At 71.0% G+C, this 16,985-nt stretch carries 19 protein-coding genes and 1 pseudogene; 1 reads left to right on the plus strand and 19 read right to left on the minus strand.

The window, feature by feature from the left end; genetic code table 11:
- Positions 1-146: 146 nt before the first annotated feature.
- The gene (rpsB, locus tag ACZ60T_RS06185) at positions 147-1,049 is read right to left on the minus strand and encodes a 30S ribosomal protein S2 (protein WP_469664869.1); all 903 of its coding nucleotides are present in this window, start codon (positions 1,047-1,049) and stop codon (positions 147-149) included.
- 270 nt (positions 1,050-1,319) lie between these two features.
- On the opposite strand from rpsB, the gene ACZ60T_RS06190 reads away from it, so the two are divergent.
- Positions 1,320-1,910 (plus strand): murein hydrolase activator EnvC family protein, encoded by a 591-nt coding sequence (locus ACZ60T_RS06190; RefSeq protein ID WP_469664871.1) that lies wholly within the window; start codon positions 1,320-1,322, stop codon positions 1,908-1,910.
- 211 nt (positions 1,911-2,121) lie between these two features.
- Here ACZ60T_RS06190 and ACZ60T_RS06195 read toward each other — a convergent pair whose 3' ends face one another.
- From ACZ60T_RS06195 to proS, 18 genes and pseudogenes are all read right to left on the minus strand, one after another.
- Complete coding sequence (locus ACZ60T_RS06195) at positions 2,122-2,679, minus strand: TetR/AcrR family transcriptional regulator (RefSeq protein ID WP_365623092.1); 558 nt, start codon at positions 2,677-2,679, stop codon at positions 2,122-2,124.
- 107 nt (positions 2,680-2,786) lie between these two features.
- On the minus strand, positions 2,787-3,629 hold the full coding sequence (gene whiG / locus ACZ60T_RS06200; RefSeq protein ID WP_365622878.1) for an RNA polymerase sigma factor WhiG: 843 nt from the start codon (positions 3,627-3,629) through the stop codon (positions 2,787-2,789).
- Between the two features lie 267 nt (positions 3,630-3,896).
- The gene (gene dprA, locus ACZ60T_RS06205) at positions 3,897-5,057 is read right to left on the minus strand and encodes a DNA-processing protein DprA (RefSeq protein ID WP_469664873.1); all 1,161 of its coding nucleotides are present in this window, start codon (positions 5,055-5,057) and stop codon (positions 3,897-3,899) included.
- Positions 5,054-6,661 (minus strand): YifB family Mg chelatase-like AAA ATPase, encoded by a 1,608-nt coding sequence (locus tag ACZ60T_RS06210; protein ID WP_469664875.1) that lies wholly within the window; start codon positions 6,659-6,661, stop codon positions 5,054-5,056. Before ACZ60T_RS06210 ends, dprA begins: the two co-directional genes overlap by 4 nt.
- Positions 6,661-7,062: a YraN family protein gene (locus tag ACZ60T_RS06215; protein ID WP_469664877.1), complete on the minus strand. Its 402-nt coding sequence runs from the start codon at positions 7,060-7,062 to the stop codon at positions 6,661-6,663. Before ACZ60T_RS06215 ends, ACZ60T_RS06210 begins: the two co-directional genes overlap by 1 nt.
- A 135-nt stretch (positions 7,063-7,197) precedes the next feature.
- Positions 7,198-7,506: a DUF2469 domain-containing protein gene (locus tag ACZ60T_RS06220; RefSeq protein WP_003993268.1), complete on the minus strand. Its 309-nt coding sequence runs from the start codon at positions 7,504-7,506 to the stop codon at positions 7,198-7,200.
- 56 nt (positions 7,507-7,562) lie between these two features.
- Complete coding sequence (locus ACZ60T_RS06225) at positions 7,563-8,126, minus strand: NUDIX hydrolase (RefSeq protein ID WP_469664879.1); 564 nt, start codon at positions 8,124-8,126, stop codon at positions 7,563-7,565.
- A complete protein-coding gene (lepB, locus tag ACZ60T_RS06230) occupies positions 8,116-8,865 on the minus strand; it encodes a signal peptidase I (RefSeq protein WP_469664881.1) in 750 nt (249 codons plus the stop codon). Before lepB (ACZ60T_RS06230) ends, ACZ60T_RS06225 begins: the two co-directional genes overlap by 11 nt.
- 118 nt (positions 8,866-8,983) lie before the next feature.
- Positions 8,984-9,964: a signal peptidase I gene (gene lepB, locus ACZ60T_RS06235; protein WP_365622856.1), complete on the minus strand. Its 981-nt coding sequence runs from the start codon at positions 9,962-9,964 to the stop codon at positions 8,984-8,986.
- Positions 9,858-10,895: pseudogene (gene lepB, locus ACZ60T_RS06240) on the minus strand (signal peptidase I); the annotation flags it as partial. The gene lepB (ACZ60T_RS06235) and the pseudogene lepB (ACZ60T_RS06240), both read right to left, overlap by 107 nt.
- Positions 10,888-11,604, minus strand: a complete 717-nt coding sequence (lepB, locus tag ACZ60T_RS06245) for a signal peptidase I (protein ID WP_469664883.1) — start codon at positions 11,602-11,604, stop codon at positions 10,888-10,890. The pseudogene lepB (ACZ60T_RS06240) and the gene lepB (ACZ60T_RS06245), both read right to left, overlap by 8 nt.
- A gap of 66 nt (positions 11,605-11,670) precedes the next feature.
- Positions 11,671-12,021 carry a 50S ribosomal protein L19 gene (rplS, locus tag ACZ60T_RS06250; RefSeq protein ID WP_365622852.1) on the minus strand — a complete coding sequence of 117 codons (351 nt, stop codon included), beginning with the start codon at positions 12,019-12,021 and terminating at the stop codon, positions 11,671-11,673.
- 134 nt (positions 12,022-12,155) lie between these two features.
- The gene (gene trmD / locus ACZ60T_RS06255) at positions 12,156-12,989 is read right to left on the minus strand and encodes a tRNA (guanosine(37)-N1)-methyltransferase TrmD (protein ID WP_365622850.1); all 834 of its coding nucleotides are present in this window, start codon (positions 12,987-12,989) and stop codon (positions 12,156-12,158) included.
- A complete protein-coding gene (gene rimM, locus ACZ60T_RS06260) occupies positions 12,989-13,531 on the minus strand; it encodes a ribosome maturation factor RimM (RefSeq protein WP_365622848.1) in 543 nt (180 codons plus the stop codon). The genes trmD and rimM overlap by 1 nt, the downstream gene beginning before the upstream one ends.
- An 82-nt stretch (positions 13,532-13,613) precedes the next feature.
- Positions 13,614-13,853: an RNA-binding protein gene (locus tag ACZ60T_RS06265; protein WP_252426112.1), complete on the minus strand. Its 240-nt coding sequence runs from the start codon at positions 13,851-13,853 to the stop codon at positions 13,614-13,616.
- A 2-nt stretch (positions 13,854-13,855) separates the two neighbouring features.
- Positions 13,856-14,281, minus strand: a complete 426-nt coding sequence (rpsP, locus tag ACZ60T_RS06270; RefSeq protein WP_365622846.1) for a 30S ribosomal protein S16 — start codon at positions 14,279-14,281, stop codon at positions 13,856-13,858.
- 314 nt (positions 14,282-14,595) lie between these two features.
- Positions 14,596-15,192 carry a hypothetical protein gene (locus ACZ60T_RS06275; protein WP_252426114.1) on the minus strand — a complete coding sequence of 199 codons (597 nt, stop codon included), beginning with the start codon at positions 15,190-15,192 and terminating at the stop codon, positions 14,596-14,598.
- A gap of 293 nt (positions 15,193-15,485) precedes the next feature.
- Entirely contained in the window at positions 15,486-16,901 is a 1,416-nt protein-coding gene (gene proS, locus ACZ60T_RS06280) for a proline--tRNA ligase (protein ID WP_469664887.1), read from the minus strand.
- Between the last annotated feature and the right edge of the window lie 84 nt (positions 16,902-16,985).

The raw sequence follows: 16,985 nt of genomic DNA on the forward strand, positions 1-16,985 counted from the left end.
CGAAGTCTCGAAGTCGGCGACCGCCGCCGCGTTGCGCGGACGGCCGCCAGAGATCTACGGGCTACGAAGATCTCAGGGCTGCGGGTGAACGGCGGGCGGCGCGGTCGGCGCCACCCGCCCTCACATCAGCCGAACGGCCCTGAAGATCAGGCCTGCTCGCCCTCGGCGGCCGGAGCCTCGGTGGCGGGGGCCTCGGCGGCGGCCTCGGCGGCAGGGGCCTCGGCAGCAGGGGCCTCGGCGGCCGGAGCCTCGGCGGGCTTCTCGGCGTCAGCCTTCTTCTCGCCCTCGAGCAGGTCGCGCTCCCACTCGGCGAGCGGCTCGCCCGCGGCCTTCTCGCCCTTGCCCTCGGTGGCGACACCGGAACGGGCGATGAGGCCCTCGGCGACGGCGTCGGCGATCACACGGGTGAGCAGGGTGACGGAGCGGATGGCGTCGTCGTTACCCGGGATCTTGTAGTCGACCTCGTCGGGGTCGCAGTTGGTGTCGAGGATGGCGACGACCGGGATGTTGAGCTTGCGGGCCTCGCCGACCGCGATGTGCTCCTTCTTGGTGTCCACGATCCAGACGGCGCTCGGCACCTTCTGCATCTCGCGGATACCACCGAGGGTCTTCTCCAGCTTGGCCTTCTCGCGGGAGAGGACCAGCAGCTCCTTCTTGGTCAGACCCGAGGCCGCGACGTCCTCGAAGTCGATCTGCTCGAGCTCCTTGAGGCGCTGCAGACGCTTGTAGACGGTCGAGAAGTTGGTGAGCATGCCGCCCAGCCAGCGCTGGTTGACGAAGGGCATGCCGACGCGGGTGGCCTGCTCGGCGATGGCCTCCTGCGCCTGCTTCTTCGTACCGACGAACATCACGGTGCCGCCGTGGGCGACGGTCTCCTTGACGAACTCGTAGGCGCGGTCGATGTACGACAGCGACTGGAGCAGGTCGATGATGTAGATGCCGTTGCGCTCGGTGAAGATGAAGCGCTTCATCTTCGGGTTCCAGCGACGGGTCTGGTGACCGAAGTGGACGCCGCTCTCCAGCAGCTCCCGCATCGTGACGACGGCCATGGCCGTTCTCCTTGAGTTCTCGGTTGTGCCGCGGGTGCCGGATGGCACTCGCGCCTGACGCCCGCGTTGCGCCGTGCCACGAAGGACCGAGGGGCGCTGACACCAACCTGGTGACGGCCTGGTGTCGGGGCGTGCGAAGTCGACCCGGTGACCCGGATCGCACAAGAAGTGTACGGGACCGACGGGGCGGCGGGTGACGCCACTGTCCACAAGCCGCTGGTTGTCCACAGCCCGGGGCCGTGATCGGCCGGTGTGCGGCACGGTTCTCGCATGCGAGCGAAACGAATTGCCGTGGTGCTGCTTTTGGTGGTCAGCGCGCTGTCCACGGTGGCCTGGGCGGGCACGCGGGCCGCCCCGGAGCCGGACGTGCGGTCCGCGCCGGGGCCCGATGTGCCGACGCTGGCCCGGAACTGGCCGGTGGGCACCCGCCCCGCGGTCTTACGGGGCTGGGAGCCTCCGTCGCGCGCGTACGGGCCGGGCCACCGCGGCGTGGACCTGGCGGCGGCCCCGGGCGATCCGGTCCGCACGGTCGCCGCCGGTCGGGTGGCCTTCGCGGGCAGGGTGGCGGGCCGGGGCGTGATCACCGTGGACCTGGCGGGCACGGGCGACCCACCCCTGCGCACGACCTACGAGCCCGTCCACACGACCCTGCCCCAGGGCACCGAGGTAACCGCGGGCGACCCCCTGGGCACCCTGGAACCCCCGACCCCCCACTGCACGTCCTCATGCCTCCACTGGGGCCTACGCAGAGCAGAGACCTACCTGAACCCGCTGTCCCTGCTACCACCGTGGCTACGACACGGGACACGGTCGCGCTTGCTCCCGGTGGAGGGGGTACCTACGCCGACACCGGGGATATGACGCACTGCGGGCGCGCCCCCGGCTTGGTCGGCCCGGTACTCAGTGCTGGGGCACGACTCGAAGGCTCACTCGCGCCCCAGCCCCACACGCGCTGACCGGGTCTCCGCAGCACCCCGCGCCGGAGCGGATTCCGAAGCCGGTGAGGCATACGCGGCCGTACACCCGCCCCGTACGGGCTCGGCGTGGGGTCAGCTCGGACTTCGTTCGGGGCTCAGCCCCACACTCCCCGTAGGGCCATCGCGACCGCCGCGTCCGTGATGGTCGTCGGGTCCTCCGCGGCGCCCAGTTCGATGCGTCGTACCGCCGCGTCGACCACGCCCTGGAGCAGCATCGCCGCCAGGCGGGGCTCCTGGTGCCCCATCGCGTCGAGGGCCTCGACGATCATCGCGACGAGCCCGCCGTGCGCCGCGCGGATCTTCTCGCGGGCCCCGGCGTCCAGCTCGCTCGCGGAGATGGCGACCACGGCCCGGTGCCGCCGGTCCCCCACGAGCGCGAGCTGGCGGCGCACATACGCCTCGACCTTCGCCTCGGGACCCTCCGCCGCGGCCATCGCCGCCTCGACCTCGGCCGCCCAGACAGGGAAGTCGACCGCGCACAGCTCCTCGACAACGGCCGCGCGGGAGCGGAAGTACTCGTAGACGGAGGAGCGCGCGAGACCCGTCCGCTCGGCGAGGGCGGGGAACGTCAGCGCCTCCGTACCACCCTCGGACAGGAGGGACCGGGCCGCGTCCAGCAGGGCGGCTCGCTGCATCGACCGGTGCTCGGCCACAGAGGCCGCTCGAATCCTAGGCACCCCACCACTTTACGGACCGACCCGCGCGGACGGGAGTCACCCGCGCCCGCCCCGCGCTCCGGGGCGCCGCCCCGCGCCCCGGGTCAGCGCCCGAACCCGGCCAGCTTCGCCCGCAGTTGCAGGACGGACTTGGTGTGGATCTGACTGACCCGGCTCTCGGTCACGCCGAGCACATTGCCGATCTCGGCGAGGGTGAGGCCCTCGTAGTAGTACAGCGTGACGACGGTCTTCTCCCGCTCGGGCAGGGTGTTGATCGCCCGCGCCAGGAAGCGCCGCAGCTCCCGGTCCTCGGCGACCTCGACCGGATCGTCCGCGGCGGTGTCCTCCAGGGTGTCCATGAGGCTCAGCCGGTTGCCGCCCTCGCCCCCCACGTGCAGCAGTTCCTCCAGCGCGACGACGTTCGCGAGCGAGAGCTGGCTGAAGACGGCATGGAGGTCCTCCACACCGATCCCCATCTCCGTCGCCACCTCGCCCTCCGACGGTGTCCGCCGCAGCCGCGCCTCCAGCGTCGCGTACGCCCGCTCCACGCTGCGCGCCTTCTGCCGCACCGACCGCGGGATCCAGTCCAGCGCCCGCAGTTCGTCGATCATCGCGCCGCGGATCCGGGTGATCGCGTACGTCTCGAACTTGATCTCCCGGTCGATGTCGAACTTCTCGATCGCGTCGATCAGCCCGAACACCCCCGAGGACACGAAGTCCGCCTGCTCCACATTGGCCGGCAGCCCCACGCTCACCCGCCCCGCCACGTACTTCACCAGTGGCGAGTAGTGCAGGATCAGTTGCTCCCGCAACCGCTCGTCCCCCGTCGCCTTGTACGACCGCCACAGCTCGTCGAGCGACGAGGGAGCGGGCGGGCGCACGCTGCCGCCGTCACGGGCGGCTGGGGGAAGCGCCGCCCGGTCTGACCCGGAGGTGTGCTGGGGCATTCGTCGCCTTGTGCCGTTCTGCTGTGAACTGGGATACCTGGTGAGCTGTCGGTCCGACGGGGATGTGCCTGCCTGAACAGGAACCTCGTGAGCGTAGCGTGACTGCGGTGTCGCAGTGTGCGAAGGACAAGGGATCACCCGTGCGCGAAGGGGCGCGCCGGGGCTTCCGCCGGGCTCGCGGACATCGCCGTGCGTGATGGTCCGGGCGGTCAACTACGGGAACTGCCAAGGCTGTCGGGGGTCGCCCGGACGGCCGATCACGCTCGGTCAGCACGAGCCGCGATCCCGCCGGACCGAGATCATCGCCTGGCGTGTCAACTTCCAGCCGTCGCCGTGTCGTTCGACGAATCCAAGTGATCGGAGTTCGTACAGTCTCCCGACCGCGTCGTCGGCCGTCGTGCCCGCCCCTCGGGCGATCGCGTCCGCCGCGGCCGTGCCACCGGCCGGAAGCGCCGCGAGCACCTGCGCGGCGACGGGGTCGAGGAGGTCGCGCGGCAGGACGGGCCCACGCCGGTCCGGGGCCAGCTCGCCTATCTCTCCGACCAGTTCGACCACGTCCGCGGCGTCGGAGACCAGCACGGCGTCGCCGCGCAGCAGTTCGTGCACCCCGGCCGAGAGCGCGCTGGTGACCGGTCCGGGCACGCCCATCGTGTGCCGGCCGAGCCGCTGCGCCGCGCGTGCCGTGACCAGCGCGCCGCTGCGGTAGGCCGCCTCCACGACCACGGTGCCGCGGGTGAGCGCCGCGATCACGCGGTTCCTGAGGATGAACCGGCTCGGCGTCGGGTGATCGCCGGGCGGTAACTCCCCGACGACCAGCCCCTGATGCGCGATCCTGCCGATCAACTGGGTGTGTCCGCGCGGATAGGGCCGGTCGACCCCGCAGGCCAGTACGGCGACGGTGGCGCCCCCGGCCGCGAGGGTGCCCCGGTGGGCGGCACCGTCCACGCCGTAGGCGCCGCCGGAGATCACCACCCAGCCGCGCTCCGCGAGCCCCGCGCCGAGGTCGGCCGCCACATGCGCCCCGTACTGGCTGCACGCCCGCGCGCCCACGACCGCGACGGACCGCAGCGCCCACATCCGCAGGCTGGGCCGCCCGCGCACCCAGAGCCCGACGGGCCGGGCATCCCCGAGGTCGTCGAGCTGTGTCGGCCACTCGGGCATACCGGGGCACACGAAGCGCACCCCCGCCTCCTCGGCCACGGCCCGGTCCCGTTCCGGCTCGGCCTGCCCGGCGCGCGCCCGCAGCCCGGCCCACCGCTTGTCCGTCACCCCGGGCAGCCGCCTCCCGCCGTCCCGCAGCCGCCGGGCCACGTCCTCGGCGCCGTGTTCGCGCAGCCAGCGGCCCGCCACCTCGTCCCCCGGCTCGACGACCCGTGTGAGGAACATCCGGGCCCGGCAGTCGCCGTCCGGGACGGCCCGCACGCTCATGTCGCCGCCCCGACGACCATCGGCAGGCCCCTCGGCACCCCCGTACGCAGTTGCAGCGCCAGCGCGACGTCCGAGGCCTGCGGCCGGTCATGGCCCGCGAGGTCCGCCACGGTCCAGGCCACGCGCAGGACCCGGTCCAGTCCCCGGGCCGTCAGCACACCCCGCTCCAGACTGCGCTCGGCCTCGTCCATGGCGCCGCTCACGGCGAACCAGTGGCTGCGCAGTTCCCGTCCCGGCACCTCGCTGTTGGTCCGCCACGGGGTGCCCACCAGCCGGGCCGCCGTCCGCTGTCTGGCCTCGCGCACGCGGTCGGCGACCGTCGCGGTGGACTCGCCCCGAGCGCCGCGCCCGGTGAGGGCGGCACGGTCGACGCGGTCGACCTCGACGCGCAGATCCACCCGGTCCAGGAGCGGGCCGGAGAGCCGGGCCTGATAGCGGCGGATGACCGAGGGCGGACACTCACACATGCTGTCGCCCTGCGAGAAGCGGCCACAGGGGCAGGGGTTGGCCGCGAGCACCATCAGGAACCGCGCGGGGAACCGCACGACCCCGGCGCTGCGCGCGATCACGACATGCCCCGACTCCAGGGGCTGGCGCAGCGCGTCGAGCGCCTGGCTGCGGAACTCGGCGGCTTCGTCGAGGAAGAGAATTCCGCGGTGAGAGAGCGAGACGGCGCCGGGCCGGGCGATACCGGGGCCGCCGCCGACGAGCGCCTGCATCGTGGCCGAGTGGTGCGGCGCCCAGTACGGGGCCACGTCGATCAGGGGCTTGCCCGGGGGCAGCAGGCCCGCCACCGAGTGCACCGCGGTGACCTCCAGCGACTCCTCCCGGCTGAGCCGCGGCAGGAGGGCGGGCAGCCGCTCCGCGAGCATCGTCTTCCCGGCTCCTGGCGGTCCTTCGAGGAAGAGGTGGTGTCCGCCCGCCGCGGCCACCTCCACCGCCGTACGCGCCGAGGTCTGGCCCACGACGTCGGCCAGGTCATGCCCCTGGTCGTGGTGGGACAGGCCCACACTGTCCGCGCCGGGCACGCGCAGCCCGGCGAGGAGCGGATTGGGGCGGCCCTGGTCGTCGGGCTCCTCGTCGGGCACGGGCTCGTCCGCGAGGACGGCGATCAACTGGCGCAGACTGCGCACGCCGAGCACGGACACGCCGGGCACCAGCGATGCCTCGGCGGCGGCGCACTCCGGCACGACCACCTGCTCATAGCCCGCGCCCGCCGCGGCCAGTACCGCCGGCAGGATGCCGCGGACGGGGCGCACCCGTCCGTCCAGGCCCAGCTCGCCGATCATCACGAGGTCCGAGAGCACCCGCGGATCGATCCGCTCCGCGGCGCCGAGCACGGCACAGGCGACGGCGAGATCGAATCCGCTGCCTGCCTTGGGCACGGAGGCGGGGCTCAGCCCGACCGTGAGCTTCTTCTGGGGCCACTCGCCACCCGAGTTCACCACCGCCGCGCGCACCCGGTCGCGGCTCTCCGTCAGGCTCTTGTCGGGCAGCCCGACCAGCGTGAAGGCGGCCACGCCCGGTTCGAGGTCGGCCTGGACCTCGACCACGACGCCCTCGACGCCGAGCAGCGCCACGGAGCACGTACGCGCGAAGCCCATCACGCCACCCCCCGCGCATGCTCGACCACCGGGGCGCCCCGCTCGGGCAGGACGACGCCGACCACGTCGACACGGACGCCGCCCGGCGGCGCCCCGCCGTGCGCCTGGATCCAGCGCTCGGCGAGCGCGCGCAGCCGCTCGGCCTTCACGGGGGTCACGGCGGCCATCGGATGCTCGAACCGGCCGCGGCTGCGGGTCTTCACCTCGCAGACCACCAGGACGTCGCCGTCCCTGGCCACGATGTCGATCTCGCCGCTCCTGCCGCAGCGCCAGTTACGCTCCAGGACCGTCATCCCGGACCCGGTCAGCCGCCGGGCGGCCAGTTCCTCGCCGTACCTGCCGAGCGCGCTGCGTGCCCGCTGTGTGTTCATGTCGGCACCACCTCCGGCGCCAACAGTCACGCATCCGGCTCCATGAAGTGGATCTTGGTGGACGACGCGGCGATTGTGGACAACCCCGCAACCCACACGAGTGAAGCCCCCAGAGACGACCCGCCGTTCACCCGCTCAAGCCGCCCGGAGACGACCCGCCGCCGCTCACCCGCTCGGCAGCTCCAGATCGCTCTTGTTCAGCTCCTCGATGTTCACGTCCTTGAAGGTCAGTACCCGTACCTGCTTCACGAAGCGGGCGGGCCGGTACATGTCCCAGACCCAGGCGTCCGCCATGGACACCTCGAAGAACACCTCGCCCTGGACGGAGTGCACCTGCATCTCGTAGTCGTTGGTGAGGTAGAAGCGCCGCTCGGTCTCGATCACGTATTTGAACAGACCGACGACATCGCGGTACTCCCGGTAGAGCTTCAGCTCCATCTCGGTCTCGTACTTCTCGAGGTCCTCGGCGCTCATGGCATGTTCCCCTTCAGCCGTGCGATCCCACCATTGTGCGCCAGTCCCGCGCGCCCCTAGACGATTTCCGTGTCAAGGACCTCTGGCCTGACCGGGGGACCTTCGTCGAGCAGCCTCCGCAGCAGCCCGGCGAGTCTCGTCGGATACACCGTCTCATGCGCCTCGGCCAGTTCCCGGCACGTCCACCACCGTGCTCCGACGACGCTGCGCCGTTCCAGCTCCGTCAGGCTCCGCGCGCCCGTGGCCGTCCGCGTCGTACGGGCCAGGTAGTACCACTCGTCCTGGTCCCAGCGGCGGCCCGCGAACGGGAAGGAACATCTGCGCCGCCACAGCACCGGGCCCAGGTCGACGTCCGTGATGCCGGTCTCCTCAGCCAGCTCGCGCAGCGCGGCCTGCTCATGCGTCTCGGCGCCCTCCAGGCCGCCTCCGGGGGTGAACCACCAGTCGTCCGCCGGGTCGTCCGGCTCATGGCCGTGCAGCAGCAGGATGCGGTCGCGCGGGTCGAGCAGCACCACCCGCGCGACCCTGCGCAGGCCGCCCTGGTACGCGTCCTCCTGCGCAGCTCGCGCGGGCGGGTCGGCCGCGTACACGCGCGCGTCGTCCGCGGGCTCAGCCGGCATCGGCGGGCTCCGTCCGGGTACGGGCGCGGGCGCGGCCCATCAGCTTGGCGAGGGGCCCGTACGCCCCGCCGCCGAGGACGAGGACGGCGCCGACGACGATCAGGATGCCGATCGTGCGCAGCGGACCGGGCTGGGAGAGGGCGCCGAGGGTCTCGAAGCCGGTGGGGCGCTTCAGCATGCCGTCGGCGGGCCAGACGACGGCGTCCACCCGCGCGCTCACCGCGTCGCGCGCGACGGTGCCCTTGGCCGCGTCCGTGAGATGGGCGGTGGAGTCCAGCGAGCCATGGCGTTCGTCGCCCAGGAGGAAGAGCCGTCCCTCGGGGACCTTGACCGTGGGGATGTTCCTGCTCTCGGCCGGGTCACCCTCGGGCAGGTACGGTTCGTCGATCTGCTGGCCGTTGACCGTCAGCTTGCCGTTCGTGCAGCAGGCCACCGTGTCACCGCCGACCGCGACCACGCGCTTGACCACGTTCGCGTTGGTGACCCAGCTCTTGTCGCGGAAGACGACGACATCGCCACGGCGGATGTCACCGCCGTCGACGCGCTGTGCCAGCACCCGGTCGCCCGCGTCGATCGTCGGGGCCATCGAGTTGGTGGGCACGGTGTACGGCCGGTAGGCCACCGCTCCCCATACGAAGCCTCCGAGGAACAGCACGAGACCCAGCGCGACGGCCAGCCCCGACAGCCTTCCGCCCAGGTCGCCGCCCGAGTTCCCCTTGCCACGCCCAGCAGTTCCCACGTCCCCTCCCGATCCCGCGGTTCGCGCAGGGCACCCTATCGCGCCCGAAAACGAAGGGGCGGTCTCCCCGGGATTCTCGATCCCCGGGAGACCGCCCCAGCGGGCCTCGCGTGTCCGGTCAGGACGTGCCGCGGGAGTCGGTGGCCGCCTCGGCCTCCGACGTACCGGCGAGCTTGCGGCGGCGCCAGATCACCACCGGTACGACGCTTGCGAAAGCAATCGTCTGCGGCGCGTAGGGCAGGACCGCGGCGGCGGACGTCTGGTCGTCGAGCCCGTCCTGGTCGAAGGTGTCCGGGACCGGCAGGGTGCCCCAGCGGTTGATCGGCCAGGCCTTCACGATGGCGCGCCCGACGACGTTGTCGACGGGAACCATGCCGTGGTACATGTCGGTCTGGTTGTACCGCGAGTCGCGCGAGTTCTGGCGGTGGTCACCCATGACCCAGATGTAGCCCTCGGGCACCTTGACCTTGAACTGGCCGCCCTGGTCGTCGTTGCTGCACGGCGTGTTGCCCGGGTACACATACGGCTCGTCCAGCGCCTTGCCGTTGACCCGCAGCGGGCCGGTGCCCTTGCACTCGACCGTGTCACCGCCGACCCCGATCACGCGCTTGATCAGGTCCTTCTCCTCCGCCGACGGCATCAGGCCGATCCAGCTCAGGACCTTGCGCATGGCGTTCGGTTCGGGCGTCGGCTCGCCGATCAGCCACGTACCGGGGTCATGGAAGACCACCACCTCGCCGCGCTCGGGCTTGGAGCCGAACCACGGGGTGAGCTTGTCCACCAGGACACGGTCACCCCGCTGGAGGGTGTTCTGCATCGAGTCGGACGGGATGGAGAACGCCTGCACCAGGAACGTCTTGATCAGCAGCGCCAGCACCAGCGCGATACCGACCAGGATGGGCAGCTCCTTCCAGAAGGAGCGCGGCTTCTGCGGCCCGTCGTCCTCGGCCCGCTGTCCGCCCGCGGACATACGGCCCGCGCCGGGCCTGTCCCCGGGGCTCACAGCGCTGTCCGCGGCGGGGGCACTGGCTTCCGCAGGGCGCTCGTGGTCCTCCTCGCCGTCGTTTCCGGACTGTACGCCAACCGCCACATCCCCCACGCCAACTCCTCACTCCGTGCCACCGCCTGCCGCATACTCGGCGCAGGCCCACCACTCCCATAACGAGCGGGAGTTCCGCAGGGCTCGGGAGGGGGATCAATCCGTATCGATCCGCGGAGGCCACCCTATGCGACGGTCCGAGCGCGGCGGTCGACCCGCTCGGTACCGACGCATACGTGTCCGGCTCGGCCAGACGCGACCAGTGGCCGACGGGCCAGGCGATGACCATGGCGCGGCCGACCACCGAGTCTTCCGAGACGGTACCGCCGAACGCCTCGGTGCGGTGATAGCGAGAGTCGGCCGAATCGTCGCGGTGGTCACCCATGACCCACAGCCGGCCGGGCGGCACCTTCACCGAGAACCGGATCCCGGAAGGTTTGTTCCCGGGGTGAAGATAGGGCTCGTCCAGGGGCACACCGTTGACGGTGACGCGGCCCTGTGCGTCACAGCACGCGACCTTGTCACCGCCGACCCCCACGACCCGCTTGATGAGATCCCGGTCGTCGGCGGAGGGCAGCAGGCCGATCCAGGTGAGCCCCTCCTTGAGCTGCTTGACGACGACGGGATCGTCCTTCGCGGAGGTCTGTTCGTCCTCGAGCCAGTGGCCGGGGTCCTTGAAGACGACGACGTCACCGCGCTCGGGCTTGGAGCCGAACCAGGGGCTCAGCTTGTCGACCAGGACACGGTCGCCGACCTGGATCGTGTTCTCCATGGAGCCCGACGGGATCACGAAGGCCTGCACCAGGAAGGTCTTCAGGACCAGGGCTATGAGGACGGCGACACCGGCCAGAAGCGGTATCTCCTTGGCTGCGGACCGCCTTCTCTTCCGCTTGACCTTGCGCTGGAGCTTGCGCCGCTCGACCCGGCCGCGCCCGGTGCGAGCACCGCTCGTGGCCAGCCGCTCCCCGCGCGGCTTGCCGCGGTTACCCATGGGCGCCGTCCGCGGCGGGCACGCGCGCGTAGGCATCCGGGCGGGTGAGGTGCTTGCCGTGCGCGAGGGGCCAGGCGATCCAGTCGGCCCGGCCGATCACGGCGTCGACGGGGACCATGCCGCCGCCCGGCGAGCCCAGATGGTCACGTGAGTCGCTGGAGCGACGGCGGTGGTCACCGAGGACGAAGAGGGTGCCGTCGGGCACGACCACGTCGAAGGGGACGTCGGAGGGGCTGTCCCCGGGATACAGGATCGACGACTCGTCGACCGGTCGGCCGTTCACCTCGAGCCTCCCCTTCGCGTCGCAGCAGACCACATGGTCTCCGCCCACACCGACCACGCGCTTGATGTAGTCGCCGTCCCCGAAATACCCGGTGCCGTCGAAGACGACGACGTCGCCCCGCTGCGGCTTCGACCCGAAACGGTACGCCACCTTGTTGACGAGGACCCGGTCCCCGACCCGCAGCCGGCGCTCCATCGAGCCGCTGGGGATGCCGAAGGGCTGCATCACGAACGTGCCGAGCAGCAGGACGAACAGCAGCCCGACCAGCGCGGTCAGGGTGATCCGTCCGCCGGGAAGCCGTGCGACGAGGCGGGACAGCAACGCGAAACGCGACCGTTCCTCCGACCCTGTCGACTCCGAGGGATCCTCGGGGTCGTCGGGTGTGGAGGAGCGGTCGCGCTCCGTGTGCTCTGCTGCGGTGTCCATCGGGGCCAGATGTTATCCGGCCCCGCGAGGCGCACCGTGCGCCGGGCGGTCCGCCCGGACGAGAACTCAGTTCTCGCGCTTCTCCTTGATCTTCGCGGCCTTGCCGCGCAGCTCGCGCAGGTAGTACAGCTTGGCGCGGCGCACGTCACCCTTGGTGACCAGCTCGATCTTCTCGACGATCGGGGTGTGCACCGGGAAGGTGCGCTCGACGCCGACGGAGAAGGAGACCTTGCGGACCGTGAAGGTCTCGCGCACGCCGGAGCCCTGGCGACGGATCACCACGCCCTTGAACTGCTGGACACGGGAGCGGTTGCCCTCGATGACGCGGACGTGCACGTTGACGGTGTCGCCCGGACGGAAGGACGGGATGTCGCTGCGCAGCGACGCGGCGTCGACGGAGTCGAGCAGGTGAGACATTTCGTCTGCTTTCTTCGCCGATGCCACAGGTCATCGACGGGAGATAGTTCTCGGTAGGAGGAGTCGGCCGCGTCGGTGCGGGCGTCGTGTCCCCCCGTGGCAGGGGCGCACGCCGGACGGCGGACAACAGCTCGCTATTCTTCCATGCCCTCTGGCCTGCGCCAAAATCGGCCGTACGGCTCGCCGTCGGGATCCGGTGCCCAGCCGAGGATGGAGAGCATCTCCCGGTCCTTCTTGTCGAAGGCGGAGGGCTCGCAGCGTTCGATGAGGTCCGGCCGGTTGGCCGTCGTACGCCGCAGCGCCTCGTCCCGGCGCCAGCGGGCGATCCTGCCGTGGTGGCCGCTGAGCAGCACCTCGGGGATCTCCCGGTCACGCCACGCGGGCGGCTTGGTGTAAACGGGCCCCTCGAGGAGGTTCGCCATCGCGCCGGGCGCGAAGGAGTCGTCCTGATGGGACTCGGCGTTGCCGAGGACGCCCGGCAGCAGCCGGGCCACGGCCTCCGTGACGACGAGGACGGCGGCCTCGCCCCCGGCCAGGACGTAGTCGCCGATGGACACCTCGTACACGGGCATCCGGGTCGCGTACTCGTCGATGACCCGGCGGTCGATGCCCTCGTAGCGGGCCGGGGTGAAGATCAGCCACGGGCGCTCGGAGAGTTCGACGGCGAGCTGCTGGGTGAAGGGGCGTCCGCTGGGGGTGGGGACGATCAGGGCGGGCGCGCCGGCACCGTTCTCGTACCCGTCGGCCAGCAGGTCGTCCAGGGCCTCGCCCCAGGGCTCGGTCTTCATGACCATGCCGGGGCCGCCGCCGTACGGGGTGTCGTCCACGGTGTGGTGGCGGTCGTGCGTCCAGGACCGCAGATCATGGACGTGGACGTCGAGCTGTCCGCGCGCGCGTGCCTTGCCGACCAGCGAGACGTTCAGCGGTTCCAGGTATTCGGGGAAGATCGTGACGACGTCGAGGCGCATTACGCCTCGTCCCGGGAGGAGGCGACCTCAGCCCGGTCGTCGATCAGCCCCGGCGGCGGGTCGATGACCGCCCGCTGCTCCTCCAGGTCGATCTCGGTGACGATCTCCTCGACGAACGGGATCATGACCTCGGTCCCGTCCGGGCGCTCCACCACGAACAGGTCCTGGGAGGGCAGGTGCGAGATCTCGGTGATCCGGCCGACCTCCGTGCCGTCCTGGGTCACGACGTCGAGGTCCATCAACTGATGGTCGTAGTACTCGTCCTCGCCCTCGGGGAGTTCCTCCGGGTCGATCTCGGCGATCAGGAGGGTGTTGCGCAGGGCTTCGGCGGCGGTGCGGTCCCGCACGCCTTCGAAGCGCAGGAGCAGACGCCCGCTGTGCACCCGGCCGGTCTCGATGGTGAGCGGACCGGTGGCTGCGGGATCGGTGGTCAGTACGGCGCCGGGGGCGAGTCTGAGTTCCGGCTCGTCGGTCCGTACCTCGACGGTGACCTCGCCCTTGATGCCATGGGCACGGCCGATCCGTGCGACTACAAGCTGCACTTGTGAAGATCTCCTGTCGTACGACTACGGGCCGGGGACGGCCCAGTGGCCCTCCCCGGCCCGCGCCGGTGCTGCGATGCGTTCAGCGGATGTGGTCGACGTCGACGAGGTCGACACGGACACCACGGCCGCCGATGGCGCCCACGACGGTGCGCAGAGCGCGTGCGGTGCGGCCGTTGCGGCCGATCACCTTGCCGAGGTCGTCGGGGTGGACCCGGACCTCCAGTACACGCCCGCGGCGCAGGTCGCGCGAGGCCACCTGCACATCGTCGGGGTTGTCGACGATGCCCTTCACGAGGTGCTCGAGCGCCTCCTCGAGCATGATCAGGCCTCGGTCGACTCAGCGGCGGACTCGGCGGCGGCCTCGTCCTTCTTCTCCGCCTTCTTCTTCTGGGTGATCGCCTCGCCCTTGCCCTCGTCCTCACCGGCGAGCGCCTCGAAGGACGGACGCGCGGCCTTGGGCGCGGCCACCAGCAGCGGCGCCGGGGCGGGCTCGCCCTTGAACTTCTGCCAGTCGCCGGTCTTCTTCAGGATGGCGAGCACGGGCTCGGTCGGCTGGGCGCCGACGGAGAGCCAGTACGCCACACGGTCGGCGTTGACCTCGATGACCGACGGGTTGTACGTCGGGTGGTACTTGCCGATCTCCTCGATCGCACGGCCGTCACGGCGGGTGCGGGAGTCGGCGACGACGATGCGGTAGTGAGGCGAACGGATCTTGCCCAGACGCTTCAGCTTGATCTTGACTGCCACGGGAGTGGGTTCTCCTGGATCTGACGTGATGGGCACGACGGGGTCGGCCGCGTGGGGTTGCGGTACCCGAGTGCCCGATGGACGCGTCAGCCGGAGGAGAGAGGGGTCCTGTGCGGCTGTCGAGTACAGCTAGCCATTGTGCCATACGCGGCCTGGGCCAAAGACCGGCAGGGGTACGTCCGGGCACGCCTGAGCGGCGCCCGGCGCCGGGCACTCCCGAAGCGGGATCACCTCACCCGGCACACACAGGGCGCCGTCTCGGCGACGACGGGGAGACGACGAGAAGAGGTACGGCTGCCACGAACAGCCGTCTCTCAGCTCGCCGCCGCACCCACCGCCTCCGGGATACGGAACGGCTTGCCGCAGCCGCCGCACATGATCGGGGCCTGGGCCAGCACCGACGGGACCACGCGGACGTTGCGTCCGCAGTCGCAGACGGCCTTGACGCGGACACCGCCACCGGAGGAGCCGTGGCGCGCGGCCGGGCCCCGGAAGCTGCGGGCCGTGTCCTCGGCCGTGGCCACGGAGTGGGCCTTCAGGGCGCGCTGGAGCCGCTCGATCGTCGGGCGGTAGCGCCGCTTCGCCTCGGGGTTGAGCGTGACCAGGGAGAACCCGCTGCTGGGATGCGGTTCCTCGGGGTGATCCAGGCCCAACTCCTCGGCGATCGCGAGGAATCTGCGGTTGTGATAGCGGCCGGCGCGGGAGGTGTCGCGGACCCCCCGGGCGGCGGCGATGCCATGGACTGCCTCATGAAGCAGTCGCTCGAAGGAGAGTTCGTGCCCACAGGCGGACGAGGACTCTCCGATCAGGGACTCGGGCGCGGCTAGATCCGGCAGCTCGGAGTGGTGCCGTTGAATGTCGGCCCACGCCTGCGCCAGCTCTGCGGCGAGAACAGGTGGTGTCGTGCTCACGTAATGACAACGAGCCGGAGTGCCCCGGTGTTCCTATTCCGGGGCATCCCAAATAATTTTGCACGTACCCGTCAGTTGCCGCTGATGCGTCCTGACGAGGGCGGGTGCGCTGATCTGCGGAGAAGCCTCGCATCCCCTACCAATGTGGTGCGTACGTATGCGTACGCTCACCTGTCTCGGGCCTGCTCCGTCAACGGAAGGCTCTCAGATCAGCACACCGGGACCTCAGCCGTCCACCGATGCGCAAGAGGCGTTTCGGCCGCCTTGCCCATGGCGTCCACGGGCCGCGGCCGTCAGTAGGCGCGCGCGACCACAGCGACCGTACCGGGTGCGTCGTCGGTGTCGGGAACCGACCCGTCCTCGGCGAGCAGACACCGTACGGTCATCGCGTGCTGGGCCAGCCTGGCCTCGCCGTCCGTGCCGAGCACGGCCCACGGGATGCGCGCCCAGCCGCCCGCGGACGTCGCCTCGACAGCCTCCTCGATCGTCGACACGTCCGTCGTACGGGAGACGCGGCGCTCGCGCGACTGCTTCAGCAGGAGCGCCTGGTCCTCCTCGAGGATCCCGGGGAGCACCTGGACGAGCGAGTCGATCGCCACCGGCTCCTTGCCGCCCGGGATCCGGCGGGCCAGCATCGCCGTGCCGCCCGCCAGGTCACGGGGGCCGATCTCGATGCGTACCGGCACGCCCTTCAGCTCCCAGTCGACGGCGCGGCGGCCGAAAGGGGTGTCGGTGCGGTCGTCGACCTGGACCCGGAGACCGGCCGCCTTGAGCTGATCGCCGAGTTCGCGGACCTTGGCCAGAACCGCCTCGTCGTCCTTGACCGCGAGCACGACGACCTGGATGTGCGCCAGCCGCGGCGGGACGCGCAGGCCGTTGTCGTCGCCGTGCATCATCACCAGGGCGCCGATCATGCGGGTGGTGGAGCCCCAGGAGGTCTGCCAGACATGCTCCTGGACGCCGTCCTTCGACAGATACCGGGTGTCGAAGACCTTGGCGAAGTTCTGGCCCAGTTCATGGCTGGTGACCATCTGGAGGGCCTTGCCGTCGCCCATCATGCTCTCGAGCGTGAGGGTGTTGATGGCACCCGCGAAGCGTTCCTTGACCGTCTTGCGGCCGGAGACGAAGTCCACCGCGAGGACGTTCTCCAGGAAGTCCCCGTAGACATGGCGCTGGATGTGGGCGGCGAAGTCGCGGGCCTCCTCGTACGTGGCGTGCGCGGTGTGGCCCTCCTGCCACAGGAACTCGGAGGTGCGCAGGAAGAGCCGCGGCCGGAGTTCCCAACGGACCACGTTGGCCCACTGGTTGATCAGCAGGGGCAGGTCGCGGTAGCTCTGCACCCACTTCGAGAAGTACTCGTTGATGATGGTCTCGGAGGTGGGGCGGACGACCGCGACCTCCTCCAACTCCTTGCCGCCGCCGTGGGTGACCACGGCCAGCTCCGGTGCGAAGCCCTCGACGTGGTCGGCCTCCCGCGTGAGGTACGACTGGGGGATCAGCAGCGGGAAGTACGCGTTCTGGGTGCCCGTCTCCTTGATGCGGGCGTCCATCTCCGCCTGCATCCGCTCCCACAGCCCGTACCCGTACGGTCGGATGACCATAGTGCCGCGCACCGGCCCGTTGTCGGCCAGTTCGGCCTTGTTGATCAGGTCCTGGTACCAGCGCGGGAAGTCTTCCGCACGGGGGGTGAGAACGGGTGCCTTTGCCATGGCGCGATCGTACGGGGACACGTCCGTGCGCCGCGCCTCATTTGCCACTCCGGGTGCGTCGGGGCACACGGTCCGTACGCGCCC

The organism is Streptomyces sp. NPDC104371 (genome assembly GCF_055583785.1).

Excerpts from the sequence above, each read along its gene's own strand:
- rpsB (WP_469664869.1), bottom strand. The coding sequence starts at position 1,049 with ATGGCCGTCGTCACGATGCGGGAGCTGCTGGAGAGCGGCGTCCACTTC.
- ACZ60T_RS06190 (WP_469664871.1), top strand. The coding sequence starts at position 1,320 with ATGCGAGCGAAACGAATTGCCGTGGTGCTGCTTTTGGTGGTCAGCGCG.
- whiG (WP_365622878.1), bottom strand. The coding sequence starts at position 3,629 with ATGCCCCAGCACACCTCCGGGTCAGACCGGGCGGCGCTTCCCCCAGCC.
- dprA (WP_469664873.1), bottom strand. The coding sequence starts at position 5,057 with ATGAGCGTGCGGGCCGTCCCGGACGGCGACTGCCGGGCCCGGATGTTC.
- ACZ60T_RS06210 (WP_469664875.1), bottom strand. The coding sequence starts at position 6,661 with ATGGGCTTCGCGCGTACGTGCTCCGTGGCGCTGCTCGGCGTCGAGGGC.
- ACZ60T_RS06220 (WP_003993268.1), bottom strand. The coding sequence starts at position 7,506 with ATGAGCGCCGAGGACCTCGAGAAGTACGAGACCGAGATGGAGCTGAAG.
- ACZ60T_RS06225 (WP_469664879.1), bottom strand. The coding sequence starts at position 8,126 with ATGCCGGCTGAGCCCGCGGACGACGCGCGCGTGTACGCGGCCGACCCG.
- lepB (WP_469664883.1), bottom strand. The coding sequence starts at position 11,604 with ATGGACACCGCAGCAGAGCACACGGAGCGCGACCGCTCCTCCACACCC.
- rplS (WP_365622852.1), bottom strand. The coding sequence starts at position 12,021 with ATGTCTCACCTGCTCGACTCCGTCGACGCCGCGTCGCTGCGCAGCGAC.
- trmD (WP_365622850.1), bottom strand. The coding sequence starts at position 12,989 with ATGCGCCTCGACGTCGTCACGATCTTCCCCGAATACCTGGAACCGCTG.
- ACZ60T_RS06265 (WP_252426112.1), bottom strand. The coding sequence starts at position 13,853 with ATGCTCGAGGAGGCGCTCGAGCACCTCGTGAAGGGCATCGTCGACAAC.
- proS (WP_469664887.1), bottom strand. The coding sequence starts at position 16,901 with ATGGCAAAGGCACCCGTTCTCACCCCCCGTGCGGAAGACTTCCCGCGC.